This is a genomic window from Domibacillus sp. A3M-37, from assembly GCF_024213455.1.
Taxonomy (GTDB): Bacteria; Bacillota; Bacilli; order Bacillales; family Domibacillaceae; genus Domibacillus; species Domibacillus tundrae.
Window position 1 is genome coordinate 472,177 of record NZ_JANAVL010000001.1, and the last position, 17,527, is coordinate 489,703.

General features: G+C 45.4%; 16 protein-coding genes. 6 read left to right on the forward strand and 10 right to left on the reverse strand.

Going from position 1 to position 17,527, the window contains the following annotated elements; translation table 11 throughout:
• Positions 1-7 precede the first annotated feature (7 nt).
• From NLX67_RS02450 to NLX67_RS02485, 8 genes are all read right to left on the reverse strand, one after another.
• Positions 8-1,036, reverse strand: a complete 1,029-nt coding sequence (locus NLX67_RS02450) for an alpha-ketoacid dehydrogenase subunit beta (protein WP_254310224.1) — start codon at positions 1,034-1,036, stop codon at positions 8-10.
• Entirely contained in the window at positions 1,033-2,052 is a 1,020-nt protein-coding gene (locus NLX67_RS02455; RefSeq protein ID WP_254310225.1) for a thiamine pyrophosphate-dependent dehydrogenase E1 component subunit alpha, read from the reverse strand. Before NLX67_RS02455 ends, NLX67_RS02450 begins: the two co-directional genes overlap by 4 nt.
• 141 nt (positions 2,053-2,193) lie before the next feature.
• A complete protein-coding gene (locus NLX67_RS02460; protein WP_254310486.1) occupies positions 2,194-4,014 on the reverse strand; it encodes a sigma-54-dependent Fis family transcriptional regulator in 1,821 nt (606 codons plus the stop codon).
• Positions 4,015-4,329: 315 nt separating this feature from the next.
• A complete protein-coding gene (locus tag NLX67_RS02465) occupies positions 4,330-4,797 on the reverse strand; it encodes an S-ribosylhomocysteine lyase (protein WP_046178117.1) in 468 nt (155 codons plus the stop codon).
• A 29-nt stretch (positions 4,798-4,826) separates the two neighbouring features.
• On the reverse strand, positions 4,827-5,387 hold the full coding sequence (locus NLX67_RS02470) for a YybH family protein (protein WP_052728211.1): 561 nt from the start codon (positions 5,385-5,387) through the stop codon (positions 4,827-4,829).
• Positions 5,384-5,566 carry a hypothetical protein gene (locus NLX67_RS02475; protein WP_254310226.1) on the reverse strand — a complete coding sequence of 61 codons (183 nt, stop codon included), beginning with the start codon at positions 5,564-5,566 and terminating at the stop codon, positions 5,384-5,386. The genes NLX67_RS02470 and NLX67_RS02475 overlap by 4 nt, the downstream gene beginning before the upstream one ends.
• 29 nt (positions 5,567-5,595) lie before the next feature.
• Entirely contained in the window at positions 5,596-6,276 is a 681-nt protein-coding gene (locus NLX67_RS02480) for a response regulator (RefSeq protein ID WP_046178115.1), read from the reverse strand.
• A gap of 13 nt (positions 6,277-6,289) precedes the next feature.
• Positions 6,290-7,456 (reverse strand): sensor histidine kinase, encoded by a 1,167-nt coding sequence (locus NLX67_RS02485; protein ID WP_046178114.1) that lies wholly within the window; start codon positions 7,454-7,456, stop codon positions 6,290-6,292.
• Positions 7,457-7,779: 323 nt separating this feature from the next.
• Between NLX67_RS02485 and NLX67_RS02490 the strand changes: the two genes are divergently transcribed.
• Both NLX67_RS02490 and NLX67_RS02495 read left to right on the forward strand, forming a co-directional pair.
• Positions 7,780-8,418, forward strand: coding sequence for a YigZ family protein (locus tag NLX67_RS02490; protein ID WP_254310227.1), 639 nt, complete (start codon positions 7,780-7,782; stop codon positions 8,416-8,418).
• Between the two features lie 83 nt (positions 8,419-8,501).
• Positions 8,502-9,572: an LCP family protein gene (locus NLX67_RS02495; RefSeq protein ID WP_254310228.1), complete on the forward strand. Its 1,071-nt coding sequence runs from the start codon at positions 8,502-8,504 to the stop codon at positions 9,570-9,572.
• A 47-nt stretch (positions 9,573-9,619) separates the two neighbouring features.
• On the opposite strand, the gene NLX67_RS02500 is transcribed toward NLX67_RS02495, so the two are convergent.
• Complete coding sequence (locus tag NLX67_RS02500; protein ID WP_046178111.1) at positions 9,620-10,687, reverse strand: glycosyltransferase family 4 protein; 1,068 nt, start codon at positions 10,685-10,687, stop codon at positions 9,620-9,622.
• A gap of 320 nt (positions 10,688-11,007) precedes the next feature.
• Between NLX67_RS02500 and secA2 the strand changes: the two genes are divergently transcribed.
• The 4 genes from secA2 (at position 11,008) to NLX67_RS02520 (ending at position 15,949) form a co-directional block, all read left to right on the forward strand.
• Entirely contained in the window at positions 11,008-13,359 is a 2,352-nt protein-coding gene (secA2, locus tag NLX67_RS02505) for an accessory Sec system translocase SecA2 (RefSeq protein ID WP_254310229.1), read from the forward strand.
• Between the two features lie 3 nt (positions 13,360-13,362).
• The gene (locus tag NLX67_RS02510) at positions 13,363-14,262 is read left to right on the forward strand and encodes an accessory Sec system S-layer assembly protein (protein WP_254310230.1); all 900 of its coding nucleotides are present in this window, start codon (positions 13,363-13,365) and stop codon (positions 14,260-14,262) included.
• A 463-nt stretch (positions 14,263-14,725) separates the two neighbouring features.
• Entirely contained in the window at positions 14,726-14,893 is a 168-nt protein-coding gene (locus NLX67_RS02515) for a hypothetical protein (RefSeq protein WP_254310231.1), read from the forward strand.
• A 12-nt stretch (positions 14,894-14,905) separates the two neighbouring features.
• Entirely contained in the window at positions 14,906-15,949 is a 1,044-nt protein-coding gene (locus NLX67_RS02520) for a hypothetical protein (RefSeq protein ID WP_254310232.1), read from the forward strand.
• A gap of 43 nt (positions 15,950-15,992) precedes the next feature.
• Here the strand turns inward: NLX67_RS02520 and NLX67_RS02525 are convergent, their stop codons facing one another.
• On the reverse strand, positions 15,993-17,450 hold the full coding sequence (locus NLX67_RS02525; RefSeq protein WP_254310233.1) for a peptidoglycan endopeptidase: 1,458 nt from the start codon (positions 17,448-17,450) through the stop codon (positions 15,993-15,995).
• Between the last annotated feature and the right edge of the window lie 77 nt (positions 17,451-17,527).

A 17,527-nucleotide genomic window follows, 5' to 3' on the forward strand; every position in this document is an offset into this window, starting at 1 on the left:
CCTCCTTTTACATGACAAGTTCGCTGCCGGTCATTTCCTGAACGGCTTTCACTATTTTATCCGGCGTCGGCAAGTAAATATCTTCAAGCGACGGGGCAAATGGAACCGGCGTATGCGGTGCCGTTACCATTTTCACCGGCGCATCCAAGTAGTCAAAGCCTTTATCGGCCACAAGTGCAGCAATATCAGTTGCCGCGCTGCAGCGTGGATTCGCTTCATCCACGACAACAAGCCGGCCCGTTTTTTCCACAGACGATAAAATCGTGTCTTCATCAAGCGGAGACAGTGTGCGTGGATCAACGATTTCCGCTTCTATTCCATTCTTCGACAGCTCGTCTGCCGCTTTTATTGCCGTATGCACCATTTTGCCGATCGCGACGATCGTCACATCTTCCCCGCTTCGCTTAATATCCGCTTTGCCGAATGGGATGCGGTACGATCCTTCCGGCACCTCGCCTTTCATCGTATATAACGTTTTGTCTTCAAAAAAGACAACGAGGTCATCATCAAAAATGGACTGGAGCAAAAGTCCTTTTGCGTCATACGGTGTAGATGGGATAACAACTTTAATACCTGGTATATGAGTGAAGAATGAATACAAGCTTTGGGAATGCTGGGCAGCAGCGCGAAATCCGGCTCCGTGCATCGTCCGAATCGTCAGCGGTACTTTTGCCTTGCCGCCAAACATGTAGCGCAGCTTGGCGCCCTGGTTCATCACTTCATCAAGACAGCTGCCGATAAAGTCGTTAAACATAAGCTCCGCAATCGGCCGCATGCCAGTGGCCGCAGCTGTGACAGCTGCCCCGACGTAGCCCGCTTCCGAAATCGGCGTATCAATGATCCGGTCGCGCCCGAATTCCTGCACGAGCCCTTTTGTGACACCCATAACGCCGCCCCATGCTTCCTCGTTCTGCAAATGATCGACGGCTGCCCCGCCTGCCACATCTTCCCCGAGCAAAATCACATCCTGATCTTCTCTCATTGAAATGGCCATTGCTTCATTCACTGCTTGTGAGAATGTTAATTGACGGGTCATGATACCGCACCTCCCTCTGTTTTGTACGACACATAGACATCTTCAAGCAGCTGCTCGGGAAGCGGATGCGGGCTTTTTTCCGCAAATTCAACGGCACGATCCACCGCACCCTGTACCTCTTCATCCATCCGGTCCAGTTCTTCTTCTGTCATAATGCCCTGCTCGGTCAGATACGTGTAAAACTTCTTGATGGCGTCTAAGTCACTTAAATGCTTCACTTTTTCTTCGCCTTTATACGTCTGGGCGTCTCCTTCAAAATGACCATAATTCCGGTACGTCACACATTCGATTAATGTCGGTCCTTCACCGCTGCGGGCCCGCTCGACCGCCCGCTGTGCTGCTTCCCGAACCGCTATGACATCTTTTCCATCCACTCTTTCACCCGGAATGTCATAGCTGATCGCCCGGTCTGCAATCGATTTACAGCTGGACGCGTAATGAAAAGGCGTTGCTTCCCCAAATCCGTTGTTTTCCGCAACAAAAATGACCGGTAAATTCCAAATCGCCGCCATATTTATGCCTTCATGGAACGTTCCATGGTTGTTGGCACCGTCTCCGAAAAAGCAAACCGCGACGCCGCCTGTTTTTTTTAATTTATGCGTTAGTCCGGCACCGACTGCCAGCGGGAATCCGCCGCCGACAATGCCATTGGCACCAAGCATCCCTTTTTCTATGTCGGCAATGTGCATGGAGCCGCCTTTTCCTTTACAAAGCCCGGTTGATCTTCCGTAAATCTCCGCCATCATGCCATCCAAGTCACATCCTTTGGCAATACAATGACCGTGGCCGCGGTGTGTGCTCGTAATGTAGTCGTTGTCATCCAGATGCGAGCAAAGACCGACCGCAATGGCTTCTTCGCCGGCATACAAATGAACAAATCCCGGCAAAACCCCTGTCCCAAATATCTCATGAACCCGGTCTTCAAAACGGCGTATTTCAAGCATTTTTTGAAACATCCATGTCGCTTCTTCTTTTGAAATCGCTGCTTGATTTGTTTGCGTTTGTGACACCGTCATCCTCTCCCTTTCACTGATTGATTAAATAGAAAACGCTTTCTTTTTCTTTAATGCAATCAGCGTGCCAACCTAAAAGGAAGGCTGTACAAAGGGTTTATGGATTCTCCGTGTCTTCTTTTCTCATCATTATCCTAATCTGTCTCAATTCATCTCATATTGTTTCAGCTTCCGGTAAAATGTGCTGCGCGGCATACCCATTTGTTTAGCGGCGGTTGGGGCATGGCCTTTTGCGTCTTTAAGCGCCTGCATCAATTCTTCCCGTTCCATTTCCTGGCGGCTTGTCCACTGTTTCTCACATTCCCGTTCCAGCGAGATCATACAGTCAGAAGCGGCTAAATCCGCCGGTACGTGATCACCGTACAAAATGCGGATGCGGTCGAGGATATTGAACAGCTCACGGAAATTCCCCGGAAACGAGTGCTGCTTAAAGACACGAATCAATGATTCCGGCACACTGCCGTTCCAATTCGTTCGTTTTTTATAATCCGCAATGAATCGTTCCATGTCACAAAGCCGCTGACGAAGCGGAGGCAATTCAATCGGAAAAACATAAATTCTGTAAAACAAGTCTTCCCGCATTTTTCGCTCGTTAACGCGTTCAATTAAATTGCGGTGAGTCGCCGTAATAATCCGGAGATTGACCGGAATCGGCTTAGATGCGCCAACCGGCATGACTTCCTGTTCCTGCAGCACGCGCAGCAGCGAAATTTGCATCTGTTCCGGAATATCCCCAATCTCATCTAAAAACAGCGTTCCGCCATCCGCATCGCGTATTTTCCCTTGATAGCCGCTCCGGCTTGCTCCGGTAAACGCGCCTCCTTCATAGCCAAACAGCTCGCTTTCCATTAATGAAGCGGGAATGGCACCGCAGTTTACCGCAACGAACGAACCGTTTTTACGGCTGCTATTTCGATGAATTGCCCGGGCCAGTATTTCTTTCCCCGTGCCGGTTTCACCGTATATGTGCACCGCCGCATCTGTTTTTGCGACACGTTCCGCCTGCCAAAGAACGTGCTGGAACGATTCTGCTGTGCCGATCACTCCGTTGTAATGAAACGTATTAATCCAGCCGGAGCTGGCCGGTGTTTTTTTCACATTGGAAAACTGAATGAGCTGCCCAATCTGAAGTGAACCAGATTCCTCGAATACATTCCGCATTACATCTTGCTTCCAGACGTTTTTCGGCAGTTCACGCAGCAAAAACGGTACAGTCATCTGGCATCTCTCTTTCATCACTTCATTCATCCAGACTACAGAACCTAACATGGAAACAGCAGCCATTGGAGCGGTGTGCTGACGGTAAAAAGACGCAGCCATGATGAGTGACTGCTCGTCCATTTTCTCGAGTGACGCCCATTGCTGCTCAATCGCAAAAGCTGCTGCACAGACGGCGGCCAGCATATGCTCATGGCGGGAATCCGCCAGTGCGCCCGTCATGTCGAGGACGCCGAGAAGTGTCCTGTCGGGCGCATGAATGGGGGCGGCGGAGCAAGAAAAGTGCTGTGAGGCGACAGAATAATGTTCGGTGCCCACAACGGTAATCGCTTCGCCAGTTCTGAGAGCGGTTCCAACCGCATTCGTCCCAACAACATCTTCCGTCCATTTCGATCCTTCAACAAAATTGATTTCCGACGCCCTTTTTAACGTCGGGTCCGGACCGCATGCAGCCAAAATATACCCTTCTTTATCTACAAGCAAGATCATCGTATTCGCCTGTTGGATGGACATGATCACTTTATCCATAATCGGTCCCGCAATAGACGTCAGCCGGTCATTTTTTTCAAGCCGCTGGTGCAGCTGATCGGTCGTTAAAATGTCGCTTCCTTTGCCGTCATACGGATTGACACCTTTTTTCTGGCACATGTACCATGACTCTTCAATCCGTTTTTGCAGCCGCGCTGCATCCAAGACTCCCTCCCGCACGAACCGCTGCCATACATTTCGCTTAACTGCCTCATTCATCACAAAAAAGCCCCCTTTTTATTAGAAAGCGCAAGGCGCCTGCCTATCGGCGACAAGCATAAGACGAGCACTGACGGAGGCGCTCTTTGCCTCCAGAAGGGCTTGGCTTATGACCTCGAGCCGATGATAGCTGGACATCGTAAGAAAAGCGTAAGACGGACCAGCAGGGTGGCGCTCTTTGCCACACAGCTGTGACGGCTTATGACCGAGGGACTGTCCGCCTGAAGCTGGACAATTTCCAAAACATATACGTTTTTAGCTAATAAAAAAAGCGGATAAAAGGCAAATGCTTTTATCCGCTTGTCGGCACATGGCTTACCCGGCAAATACTTCTGTCCATTCACTTCGTTTCGCAAGCATATCGCGCGCGATCTCTTTCGCGCCTTCTAAACTATGGCTCGCTGCCCAGCCGCACTGCACTTCGTTGCACGCTGGCACTTCTGTTGCTTCAAGGACATCCTCTAATGTTTTTTCAATGATGGTTAAAATATCGTCGTAGTCCTCGTGATTGATCACCGCAATATAGTAGCCGGTCTGACAACCCATTGGGCTGATATCAACAATTTTATCTGAATGGTTGCGGCTGAATTCCGCCATCATGTGCTCCAGGGAATGAAGCGCCGGCATCTCCATGTGCTCCTTGTTCGGCTGGCAAAAACGAATATCATATTTTAAAATTTTGTCGCCATTTTGGCCTTCTTTTACACCCGCAAGACGGACGTACGGTGCTTTTACTTTCGTATGGTCTAAATTAAAGCTTTCTACATTCATTTCTTTTGTCATGTTTAATAACCTCTTTTCTTTTCACTATATCATTCCATGGCAAAAAGGGAAACTTGCTTCCAGCCGTCCTTTTCTTTCTGAAACACCATAATCTGGCGGGTCTTCTGGCTTACTTCTTTGCCCGAACTTAAGTCTTTCGATGTCGATTCCATATTCATGAATACATTGGCCGTCATTTTGTCTTCATCGTATTGAATAATTTTTGTATTTTCTGGCGTCATCGTGGCATCAAATGTTTGAAACACTTTTTCGATGTATGCTTTTTCTTCTTCATAATCAAATGATTCCGGCGTTTTAGAAATGGTCGCCATGTATGCATCGATGTCTTTTTCGTTAAACGATTGAATTTGTTGGTTGAGTGCGGCGAGAATCGCTTCTCTTTCCTCTTTCGGTACATTTTCCGTTTCTTCAATCGGCGCTTTTACTGATGTTCCGCCTGCTTTTTCCTCTTCGGCCGTATGCGTTTCTTGTGTAGAGCTTTGCGTTTCACCATCTGATGTGGAGTTTGCGGCCTCGTCGCTTTTTTCCTCCCCGCAGGCGCCCAGCAGTGCACCCATTAAAAGAAGCGCGGGTACCCATTTATATGTCAACGTTTTTGCACGTCCTCTCGGGCCCGCATGATGCGGGTCACAAAGGCGGTGCGACAAGATGTCGCGTTTGCCGCCTTTGATCCTTTTTGTATTATGTCTTTCATTGTAAAAGAAAAACGGTTCACGCTCAACCGGCGCGAACCGTTTTTTTCAATTTGCACATCGTTATGTCCATTCAAAAAAAAGCCCCTTGAAGGGACTTTTTGCATCAGCGAACTTCCACCCAGCCTTTTTTAATGGCTGTGACTACGGCTTGCGTCCGGTCGTTTACGTTCATTTTTTGCAAAATGTTACTCACGTGGTTTTTGACGGTTTTTTCACTAATATACAATGCCTCGCCGATGCCACGGTTGCTTTTTCCGTCAGCGAGCAGCTGAAGCACTTCGCATTCGCGGCGTGTCAATAAATGAAGCGGACGTACAACTTCCGCTTGCTGGAATCCTTTTCCTTTGCCATCATCATTGGACAAGCGGCGGTAATCCGCGATTAAGTTATGTGTGACGCGTGGATGCAAATAGGAACCGCCATCTGCCACTACTTTAACCGCTTCTACTAGTTCTTCCGCATCCATTTCTTTCAGCAGATAGCCAAGCGCACCGGACTGCAGTGCATGTGTAACATAGTTTTCGTCATCATGAATCGATAAAATAATGATTTTCGTATCCGGGTATTTGTCAACAAGCTTGCGCGTTGCTTCAACGCCATTCATTTCCGGCATATTAATGTCCATAATGACAACGTCCGGGTTGTGCTCTTCGACGAGCGTAAGCGCTTCTGTTCCGTCATCTCCCTCTGCAAGCACTTCAAACGTTTCTTCAAAATCAAGAATACGCTTTACCCCTTCACGAAATAACTGATGATCATCAATAATAATAATTTTAGTTGTCATCCTGGTTCCTCCTCTAAGTCAATGGCTGCTTGATTATTGGGACACTAATTAAAACAGCGGTCCCTTCACCTGGTTTCGAATGAATGGTAATATCTCCACTCAGTAGGTCAATTCGCTCTTTCATTCCCATTATGCCAAAAGAGCCTGATTTTTTCTCGTTTGCGTCAAATCCTCTGCCGTTATCTTTCACGACAGCTAATACTTGTTCTTTTTTAATTTCCAGTTTCACTTGAATGACGGATGCATCCGAGTGCTTTAGTGCGTTTTGGACCGATTCTTGAATAAGCCGGAATAACGCTACTTCCATATTGGACGGAAGCCGCTTTTCAAGGCCAATATTTACAAATTTCATATCAGGTGCAGCCGATTTAGAGCGGCTGTATTCACTGACAGTGGCCAAATATTTTTTCAATGTCGGGATCAAACCGAGATCGTCAAGCGCCATCGGACGCAGATCGTAGATGATACGCCGTACTTCATAAAGCGCAGATCGAACCATTTTTTTCAGATCACGGATTTCGTTAAATGCCGCTTCCACGCCCCGCTCGCGGTACAACTTTTCAATTAAATCAGAACGCATAAGGACGTTCGCCATCATTTGTGCGGGTCCATCATGAATTTCACGCGATAAGCGTTTTCTTTCTTCTTCCTGCGCTTCCATCACCTGCAGGCCAAATGCCTGTTTTGATTGGGCATCTTCAAGTGCACGGCCAAATGCCTTCATATCCTGTGTTAAATAATTTAGAACAACCGCGGTTTGTGAGACTAGATGCTCTGCCCGCTCAATCGTTTTATGTACCGATAACAAGCGTCGATCGAGGTCATTGCGGCGCTCGCTTAACTGTTTTTCATTTTGCCGCAAAACGAGCAGCTTCATTTGCAAATCATGCGCCTGTTCATATGCTTGACGCACAACTTCTTCTGAATAAATCGAAAAGTCACGGCTCACTTCTGATAACCGCTTACGGGCCATCTTTGCTTTCCGTTCTAGTTCTTCTTGTTCAATAATGGCAAAATGAATCTGGTGTTTGATGAGTTCAAGCTCTGTCATAAGTGTTTCATAATCTACTCTGCTTTGTTCTGCAATTGAAAAAATCTGGTCCTTGCTTTGATCGACCGTTTCCACCATTTTATCCAAAATTGTATCAAGAAGTTTCGTATCTGAATTTCGTATCGACATAAGCAATTTCCTTCCCAATTTGATGGTCTGGACCTATACGAAAGGTACAGCTCATATTTCATACTACTGTGTCTTTCGATGGTGGAAATAATACATGGTTCATTTTAAATAACTCAAAAAAGACCCGGTGAAAACCTCACACGGAAAGGACTATTTCATTATATCATTAGATTAATGAACGAATATTAAAGTTTATTTACGATTCGTTTAAAAGTATTTCGAAGCATGTCTCTTTTCATTCAGACTTTTTTCCTTTACGATGATTATCACTACTGATTACCCTAATTTTCGAAAGCTAAACCTATCTTTAGGAGGAAAAATCATTGCTGCTTTATTATAAAACAGTTAAAATAAACCGTGAAAACGAAATCACCATTCAGAAATCCCGCTTTATCGCCCATGTTTCTCGGGCAGAAACAGCTGAAGAAGCGATCGCATTTATTGAAAAAATAAAAAAGGCACATAAAGATGCTACCCATAATTGCTCCGCTTACCTCATTGGTGAACACGACAATATCCAAAAAGCAAATGATGACGGTGAGCCGTCCGGCACCGCCGGCCTGCCCATTCTTGAAGTCATTAAAAAACGGGAATTAAAGAATACAGTAATTGTAGTTACACGTTACTTCGGCGGCATTAAGCTCGGGGCGGGCGGATTGATCCGTGCTTACGGCAAAGCAGCATCCGAAGGCTTGAACGCAGCCGGCATTGTCGAACGCCGTCTGATGAAAGTCGTGACGGCCTCGATTGATTACACATGGCTTGGCAAAATTGAAAACGAGCTGCATGCATCGGTTTATGAAATAAAAGAAATCCGTTACGGCGAACACGTTGACGTGGATGTCTTTGTTGAAGAAGAGCATGTACAAACCTTTCATGACTGGATGATTGACCTGACAAATGGGCAAGCTGATTTTACAGAAGGCGGCGTCTTATATATGGAGAAAGACGTCGAATTTTAAAAAAATTTGAACGTATTGATCCTTTCATAGTAAAATAATAAATGGCTCGAAATTTGACCATTACACTAAAAGGAGATAAATATATGAGTTCACCCTATCAACGCACGGGTCGACGCCGGAAAAAAACGCAAAAGCGCCGCATTGTGTTTTTCACCCTCGTTCTTCCATTGCTGCTGGTTCTTTTCACAGGAGCAGGCTACGGTGCTTTTTTGTATAAAAAAGCGGAAACAGTTTTATCTGAATCGTACATGAATGACGGACGCGAAAAATCAGCATTGCGTGATGCAGACGTCCACCCTTTAGAAGACAATGTGTCTATTTTATTTATGGGGATTGATGACAACCTCAAACGTAATTACGGAGACAATACTCGTACAGATGCGCTGATTTTAGCAACTTTAAATATTAAAGATAAAACAATTAAAATGCTCAGCATTCCGCGTGACACGTATGCATATATACCAGCAGAAGACGATTACAACAGAATTAACCACGCGCATGTTGTGGGCGGACCAACTGCCACCATTGAATCGGTTGAAGAATTACTTGACGTGCCGGTTGATTACTACGTTCGCATGAACTTTTATGCATTTGTAGATGTAGTAGATGCATTAAACGGCATTAAGTTTGATGTACCGTATGAATTCAGAGTAAAAGACTCCAGTGATGTCCATTACGTTAATATGGAACCAGGTGTCCAAGTGCTGAATGGACAAGAAGCACTTGCAGTTGCCCGCACCCGTATGAACGATAGTGATATTGAGCGAGGCAAACGCCAACAGCAAATACTGCAGAAAGTCGTGAAAAAAGCTCTTTCTGTGAATTCTGTTACGAAATACGACGAAATATTAGAAGCAATCGGTGAAAATCTCCGCACTGATATGACATTCAGCGAAATGAAGTCTTTAATTGACTACGGTAAAAATGACAAAGGATTAAGTTATGAATCTCTTACCCTTCCCGGAACGGACGATTTCTTAAACTCAGGCGCTTACATTTACCGTGCGGATGAAACAGAACTTGAAGTTATTAAAGGCAAATTACAGAGACACCTTGGTATTGAAACATCCTCTTCATATTCTGATGAAGAAAATAGCAGCACGGAATCAGAAGAAAGTGACACAGAAGACGAATCGTACAGCACAGGTGAATAAAACAAAGAAATGCCGCTCCGATGTAACGGAGCGGCATTTCTTTTATTCTATAGATTCTTTTTCGTTCCGCTTCTCACAAAGTTTAAAAGCGGCTTGTAGTCATTGCTGATCAGGCCGACACTTTCGACGAAGAGCTCGATCGCAAGCGTAATAACCGCCATCATAATAAGAGCACCCCAAATGGTCGCCATCGAGAAGATGATTGCCGCCAGACCAAACATCAGCGCAATCATATAAATGATTAAAACAGTTTGTTTGTGCGTATAGCCAGTCCGAAGCAGGCAATGGTGAAGATGGGATTTATCTGGTGCAGAAATAGGCTGCTTGTTCAGCTTCCGGCGGATAATCGCAAAAATCGTATCAGAAATCGGAACACCGAGTATAATAATTGGAATAATCAACGACACGACGGTAATATTTTTAAAGCCGAGGAGTGAGACGACTGAAATAATAAACCCGAGGAATAGCGCTCCAGTATCACCCATAAAAATTTTAGCAGGATGAAAATTGTATTTTAAAAAGCCGATTGTGCTCGCCGCGACAATAAGCGCCACGCTCATAACGTACACATCACCTTTTAAAAAGGCCATAAAACTAATGGTAAACAATGCAATAGTTGATACCCCTGCCGCTAATCCATCCAATCCATCAATTAAATTGATGGCATTTGTAATCGCGACAATCCAAATGATTGTCAGTGGAATACTTAAAAAGCTGTTGAATTCAATCGTTCCGCCAAACGGCAAGTTAAAGAAATCCAAGCGGACATCTCCGTATACGACTACAACAAGCGCTGCGGCAATTTGCCCAGCCAGCTTGACCTTCGCTGAAAGCTCAAAACGGTCATCAAAGACACCTGTCAAAATAATAATAAAGCTTCCGAGAATAATCGCGGGATTCATCAGCGGCAAATCATACGGAGCAGCCGGCTGCAAGACCAGCATACCGATCAGGAAGCTGATAAAAATCGCCAGACCTCCCATGCGCGGCATAATCCGCATATGCACTTTCCGATAATTCGGTTTATCAACGGCCCCAATGGCAATGGCAAATTTTTTCACAAGTGGCGTAAGGGCTAAAGAAGCCAGTACACAGATAATAAAAGCAACAACCATAAGATCCTCCCTCTATCAGTCAGAAGCATAGTTTTATATGAAATGACCAAAAGCTAAATGCGCGGCGTCCTGCCGCATCGCTTTTGTGACCTGCTCAGCAGGCCCGAACGTCTTTTGTTTTTATATTTGTTCTCAACTTCAACATTATAATGGCAAACCATCATTATATCCACCATAAACATGAAAAAGACGTTATATTTTCTTTCATCCTATCTTCTGTTAAGATAAGGATGGGTGACTGCATGCACCGCATTCAGTTATCATGCCTTTGTGAACCGTCCAAGACGGGCCCATGGAACGTATTCTGGGGAGTGAAAAGAATGGTCTCATTGTTTCGAAAAAAAGATGCTGCTGACCGGCAGCTAAAAACATATCGAAAACTAGTCGCTTCTATTAATGAACAGGAAGCAGCAATAGAATCTTTAACAGATGAACAATTGCGTGCCAAAACAGCCGAATTTAAAGAACGTCTTGCTGGCGGCGCATCCGTTGATGATATAAAAATAGATGCGTTTGCTGTTGTACGTGAAGCGGCAAAACGTATTCTTGGCATGCGTCATTATGATGTTCAGCTCATTGGCGGACTTATTTTATCAGATGCAAATATTGCCGAAATGGCCACCGGTGAAGGAAAAACACTCGTCGCTTCCCTTCCGAGTTATTTGCGCGCGCTCGAAGGCAAAGGCGTTCACGTCATTACGGTCAATGAATACCTGGCAAACCGCGACCGCGACACAATCGGACCGCTTCATGAATTTCTTGGCTTAACAGTCGGCTTGAATTTGCCGCTGATGGACTCAAAAGAAAAACAAGCAGCGTACAACGCGGACATTACATATGGGGTCGGAACGGAATTTGGCTTCGACTATTTACGTGACAACATGGTGTGGCATCCAACGCAGCGCGTCCAGCGCCCGTATCATTTTGCGATTATCGACGAAGTAGACAGCGTGTTAATTGATGAAGCGAAAACACCACTTATTGTCGCGGGCAAAATGCCGCCGGCAGCGGATCTTCATTATATTGGTGCCCGTGTGGCTAAACGGTTTGTCCGTGATGAAGATTATCACCTTGATGATGAAACGAAAGCCGTCAGCCTGACAGACGACGGCATTGAAAAAGTGGAAAAAGCATTTGGCGTTGACAATTTATATGAGCTTGAGCATCAGACGCTTTACCATTATATGATTCAGGCGGTCCGGGCACACGTCATGTTCGAACGGGACGTGGATTACATCATAAAGGATGGGGCGATTTTACTCGTTGATATGTTTACCGGCCGGACGATGGAAGGCCGGACGCTTTCAGACGGGCTGCACCAAGCCATTGAAGCAAAAGAAGGCTTGGAAGTAACCGATGAAAATAAAACGCAGGCCTCGATCACGATTCAAAACTACTTCCGCATGTACCCATTTTTATCCGGCATGACCGGTACAGCGAAAACAGAAGAAAAAGAATTGCTTGATGTGTACAATATGCAGGTTATTAAAGTACCAACGAACCGAACGGTACAGCGTGTGGACATGCCGGACCGGATTTACCGGACATCGGAAGAAAAATACGCAGCCGTGACAAAAGAAACTGCTGCGCGCCACGCAAAAGGACAGCCCGTTTTAGTCGGGACAACCTCTATTTTGCAGTCTGAAAAGATCGCCGATTACTTTAAAGAAGCCGGCTTGTCTTTTGAAATTTTAAACGCGAAAAGTGTCGAGCAGGAAATAGAGCTTATTTCCCGTTCCGGCCAGCGAGGCCATATTACGATTGCGACAAACATGGCCGGGCGCGGCACCGATATTTTGCTTGGTGACGGTATACCAGAACTCGGTGGGCTTCACGTGCTCGGCACTGAACGCCATGAGTCCAGACGGATTGACAACCAGCTGAAAGGCCGGGCTGGACGGCAAGGTGACCCGGGTTCAAGCGAATTTTTGATTTCACTTCAAGATACGATGTTTCAACGCTTTGCAAAAGATGACCTTGCCAAGCTCGAGAAAAAATTGCAGACAGCAGACGACGGACTCGTGAAAAATAAAAAAATGCATGAATTCGTCGATCGTGTCCAGCGGATTGTTGAAGGCTCCAATTACGCCATGCGTGAGTATAATTTAAAACTTGATGATGTCATTAACGAGCAGCGGGGGGTCATTTTCGGTCTGCGCAATGCGATTATTGATGATGAATCACAAAAAGAACGGCTCACGGATATGATCAAGCGTTCTTCCCGTGAAGAAATTGATCATCATTGCCAGGAAGACATCGCATCGGAAGAATGGCCGCTTGACAGGCTTTCCGGACATTTACAGGCAATGTTTGGCGGACGCACGGTACCGATCCCAGAAGAAGCATCAAGCCAAAAAGAGGTCGATCACGCAGTCGAACCCATTTTATTCGATTATGTAGAATGGATCGACAGCCAATATGAGCCGGAGTGGGATGAATTGGTGAAACGGATTATGGTGGCAGATATCGATGCCATTTGGGTTCATCACCTTGAACAAATGAGCCGCTTAAAAGAAGGCATCGGCCTGCGCCACTACCAGCAGGAAGATCCGATGCGTATTTACGCACGTGAAGGCTTGCAGCTATTCCAAACGTCTTACCGCGACCTGCTTCGTTCTATTTCTGCCAAAACGGCCGTTTTAATGACGGAACTAACAAAAAAGGAGAATTAACCTATGTTTTCTTTCTTTAAACGAAAAGGCAAAAATGATGATACATTAAAAAATGACGGGCTTGAAACGGCTGTTTCTGCCGGCGAAGTAACAGGCGTGGAAGCGGAAGCGGGCCAGGAAGAAGTGACAACAGCTTTGTCTCTTCACCCATCCCAAGCAGTTTCACAGGAGCAAATGTACGTTCTGCGCTTTTTAAATAATGAATTGCCGCCATTAAAGCGGAACCAGCTTTCTTTATCTGGCATTGAATGGAACGAGCAGCCAAACGGAATCGCGGTTTCCGCTTTCGTCCGCAATACTGTTGAACGGGATATCACACTCGGAGACGTACCCCTTCTGCTGCTAAATGAGAAAAACGAACTAAAAGCGCGGGATACATTCAAGCTGAAAGAACTTGGTTCCTTGCCGGCTGATTCAAGCCGCCCGTGGACGTTCCTATTCCCTTCCGCGTCACTCAACAAACAAGTAGAGCTTGGCAAAGAAAACTGGTCGATTGCGTTTGACTTAACGTCCCGCAAACATAAGCTGGAGCTTGATGAAAAATGGGAAAAGACACTGCCAGATGAGCAAAAAGAAAATTTAAAAAAAATCGTTGAAAAACTTGGCGACCCGGCTAAAAACGAGTTGAACTTTACTGGATTAAGTGCAGCAACGCTTGAAAACGGAAATTTAACGATTTCTTTGTTAATCCGTAACGGATACGACCGGAACGTAAACATTGAAAAGCTGCCGTTGCAGCTTATTGATGCGACAGGCGAACTAGTCGCACAAGGTCAATTCAACGTCGGCGATTTTGAAGTAAAAGCCAATACAACAAAACCATGGACATTCGTCTTCCCGGCGTCAATGATTCAGAAAGAAAACCCGGACTTCTCGAAATGGAGCGTCCGTGTGACAAAGTAACGTAAAGCAGCAGGAAAAGGCGCAATTCTCCTGAAAAGTGGCGCGTTTTTATTGAAAAATGCGCCGTTGGCAAAAAAGGTGTCCCAAAAGTCCAGACTACTGACTTTTGGGACACCTTTTTTCATAAAAAAACAAGAGAAAAGCACCTGCCATATAAGGCAGGTGCTCACATTTTTTACCAACCACGTTCTAGCAAAACGAGTTATTTTACATACAAAACGGAAACTATATGTCCATTTTATCATATCTTTTTGCACTTACAACTGTTATTTTGAAAAATGAGGCGGTCTCCCGCCTTATTGTCGAAAAAAGACAGCTGTAGTATGATTAATGCTGTCATTATTATTCGTTTCTCGCTGGAGGAGATTTCTTAATCTTTAATTCGTTTGAATTTATTTTCCTTTTTTTCTGCCTGGTTTCTGTTGTACTTTTTACTCAATAATGGACGCTGTCCGGACGCAAAATGCCAGCCCTTCTTGCCTGGCTGCTGATGTTACTAGCGAAAAATTCAATCCAGCTTCGTAACGAATTTACACCGAAGCCGTGGATTGCAGCCGCAGCAGCGATGATGTTTATCTGCTGCGCCCTGCAGCTGCAAAAAGTATCCGAGTTTCTTTATTTCAACTTTTAAGGTGTGATGTGTGTGAAGCAATCCAGACAATTTCTAGTCATGTTTTTCTCTATCTTGTTTTTAACGCTCGTTCCGCTCGCCGCGTTTAATTATGCGATTGATCCGCTTTGGACATTCAGTTCGAAAAACGAATGGAATGACCATCAGGATGTGATCAATGAGCGGCAGCAAAAAACAAACCAGATGTATTTCCAGCCTTTTTCTTATGACACGATTCTGCTCGGTTCAAGCCGGTCCACTTACATTGACCAGCATCAATTTGAAAACATGAATGTGTACAATTACTCTGTCAGCAATATGTCGATCCGTGAGTACGACACATTTCTTGCATTTGCGGAAAAACAAAGTACAGAACCCGTTCAAAACGTCATTCTGGGACTTGATTTTTTCAAATCTTCTGTTAAGGAAAGCAGCAAGCCTTACTCCCTGGCCAATTACGAAACGAAATTCGAAGATCCACTGTACCGGTTCAAAAACCTGCTGTCTTTGGACACTCTTGACTATTCCATTCAAAATGCTCGCATGTCCAGTCAAGACGACGTTTCACTTGAACGTGTTTATAACAGGGAAAATGTTGCAGATGCGAAGGGAATTTCAAAAAAAGAACGCGATCAAAACACGTCTCAGAAAATTGAGCGGTTTAAAAAAGAGTTTTACGGTGACAGCTACGTATATAATCCAAGATACAAAGAATTTTTGACTATCTTTAACGAGCGTCATCCGAATGTAAACAAAATTGTTTATACGACGCCGATTTCAATGGAGCTGTTTGATGCGCTCGTTGAAACGGGCCATCTTTCAGACTATGAACAATGGCTCCGCGACCTTGTTGATTTGTACGGCGGCATTTATAACTTTATGTATCCGAATGACGTGACAAATGACTTATCCAACTATTTTGATGGGCACCATTTCTACCCGGAAACCGGTGACAAAATCGCCGAGCGGATCAATGCCGGCCCTGATGCAGAAAGTTCATTTGGCGTTTACGTTACAAAAGAAAATATTGAACGTCATCTGCAGGAAGTACGCAGCGCCGTATTGAAACGGCAGTAAACAAAAGAAGGACCTGTCTCCATTTCGAGACAGGTCCTTCTTTTTAGTAGAATCGCTTAAAACTTGTAAACTTTGATTTGAAATAGGAATTACTAAGACTTGTAACGGTCACGCCCGCAGAAGAACTGGCATGAATAAACTGGTTGCCGCCGATGTAAATCCCCATGTGGGAGATTCCTTTTTTATACGTATTGCTGAAAAAGACGAGATCGCCTACAGCGGGGCTTGACACTTCGTGCGACCGATTGTAGTAGCCCTCTGTATTCGTTCGGCTGATGCTTTTACCTGCCTGCTTGTATGCGTAATAAATAAAGCCGCTGCAGTCAAAGCCCGATGTGGAAGACCCTCCCCATACGTATGGAATACCCATGACAGAATTGGCTGTACTGATCAGCTTTGACGTGCTGTACCCGCCTGAAGAAGATGGATTGCTCACTTTTACTGGTGTGGTGCTTGTTTTGGGGCCGCCCACTGTTTTTAATTTTTGGCCCGCGAAAATAACATCCGATTTCAAGCTGTTCATTTGCTTTAATGACGCAACGGTCATGCCGGTTCGAGAAGCAATCAGGCCTAAGGAATCGCCGCTTTTCACTATATATGTGCCCTTGGATGCTGTAGCAGCGGGTTTCGCTGTTGACGATGGTTTCGTTGTAGCGGTTGTCGCTGCTTTTCCGTTTACTTTCAGCTTTTGACCGGCATAAATAACGTCAGAAGTCAGTCCGTTCAGCTTCTTTAAAGATGCTGTACTTGTTTTATAACGGGACGCAATTACGCCAAGTGAATCACCGCTTTGAACCGTATACGTGCCAGTCGATGACGACGGCTTTGTCGTCGTTTTCGTCGGCGACGGCTTGCTTGTAACAGACGCTTTGCCGCTTACTTTCAGCTTTTGGCCCACAAAAATAACATCAGACTTCAACCCGTTCAACTGCTTCAATGAAGCCAAGCTGGTTTTGTGACGCGCCGCGATCAATCCGAGCGAATCACCGCTTTGAACTGTGTACGTACCGGTTGATGCAGCCGGCTTTTTCGTCGTTTTCGTAGACGATGGCTTGCTTGTGACAGCCGCTTTCCCGCTCACTTTCAGCTTTTGGCCCACAAAAATAACATCGGACTTCAACCCGTTCAGCTGTTTTAACGAAGCAGCACTCATTTTATGACGCGATGCGACTACACTGAGCGAGTCGCCGCTTTGAACCGTGTAAGACGAAGACGCCGCTGCTGAAAACACCAATTTTTCTTCTGCTTTTTCTGTTTGCCCTGACTCAGCCGAAAGATCGTTCTCCTCCTCTGATACAATGAGCGGATCATCAATTGACAACGCGTCGGATTCAAGATTGTTCAGCTCCTTCAGCTGAACAACCGATAGTTTATATTGATTGGCGATGCTGAATAGCGTGTCTCCCTGCTTTACTGTGTGTAGCTCTGAAGCTTCTGCAGCCGCAGCTGTGCCTGCTGAAATAACAGCCGCCGCTGCTAAAGAAATAACCGTTTTATTCATTCAATCGCTCCCCCACTCACACTCTTCTACTTTTATACTCTCTCATTCTATCGTCCTATATTCTATCTTTTTCATAG

What these genes read in the sequence shown, in the direction of transcription:
- NLX67_RS02450 (WP_254310224.1), bottom strand. Translation starts at nt 1,036, where the DNA reads ATGACCCGTCAATTAACATTCTCACAAGCAGTGAATGAAGCAATGGCC.
- NLX67_RS02455 (WP_254310225.1), bottom strand. Translation starts at nt 2,052, where the DNA reads ATGACGGTGTCACAAACGCAAACAAATCAAGCAGCGATTTCAAAAGAA.
- NLX67_RS02460 (WP_254310486.1), bottom strand. Translation starts at nt 4,014, where the DNA reads ATGAATGAGGCAGTTAAGCGAAATGTATGGCAGCGGTTCGTGCGGGAG.
- NLX67_RS02465 (WP_046178117.1), bottom strand. Translation starts at nt 4,797, where the DNA reads ATGACAAAAGAAATGAATGTAGAAAGCTTTAATTTAGACCATACGAAA.
- NLX67_RS02480 (WP_046178115.1), bottom strand. Translation starts at nt 6,276, where the DNA reads ATGACAACTAAAATTATTATTATTGATGATCATCAGTTATTTCGTGAA.
- NLX67_RS02485 (WP_046178114.1), bottom strand. Translation starts at nt 7,456, where the DNA reads ATGTCGATACGAAATTCAGATACGAAACTTCTTGATACAATTTTGGAT.
- NLX67_RS02495 (WP_254310228.1), top strand. Translation starts at nt 8,502, where the DNA reads ATGAGTTCACCCTATCAACGCACGGGTCGACGCCGGAAAAAAACGCAA.
- NLX67_RS02500 (WP_046178111.1), bottom strand. Translation starts at nt 10,687, where the DNA reads ATGGTTGTTGCTTTTATTATCTGTGTACTGGCTTCTTTAGCCCTTACG.
- secA2 (WP_254310229.1), top strand. Translation starts at nt 11,008, where the DNA reads ATGGTCTCATTGTTTCGAAAAAAAGATGCTGCTGACCGGCAGCTAAAA.
- NLX67_RS02510 (WP_254310230.1), top strand. Translation starts at nt 13,363, where the DNA reads ATGTTTTCTTTCTTTAAACGAAAAGGCAAAAATGATGATACATTAAAA.
- NLX67_RS02515 (WP_254310231.1), top strand. Translation starts at nt 14,726, where the DNA reads ATGCCAGCCCTTCTTGCCTGGCTGCTGATGTTACTAGCGAAAAATTCA.
- NLX67_RS02525 (WP_254310233.1), bottom strand. Translation starts at nt 17,450, where the DNA reads ATGAATAAAACGGTTATTTCTTTAGCAGCGGCGGCTGTTATTTCAGCA.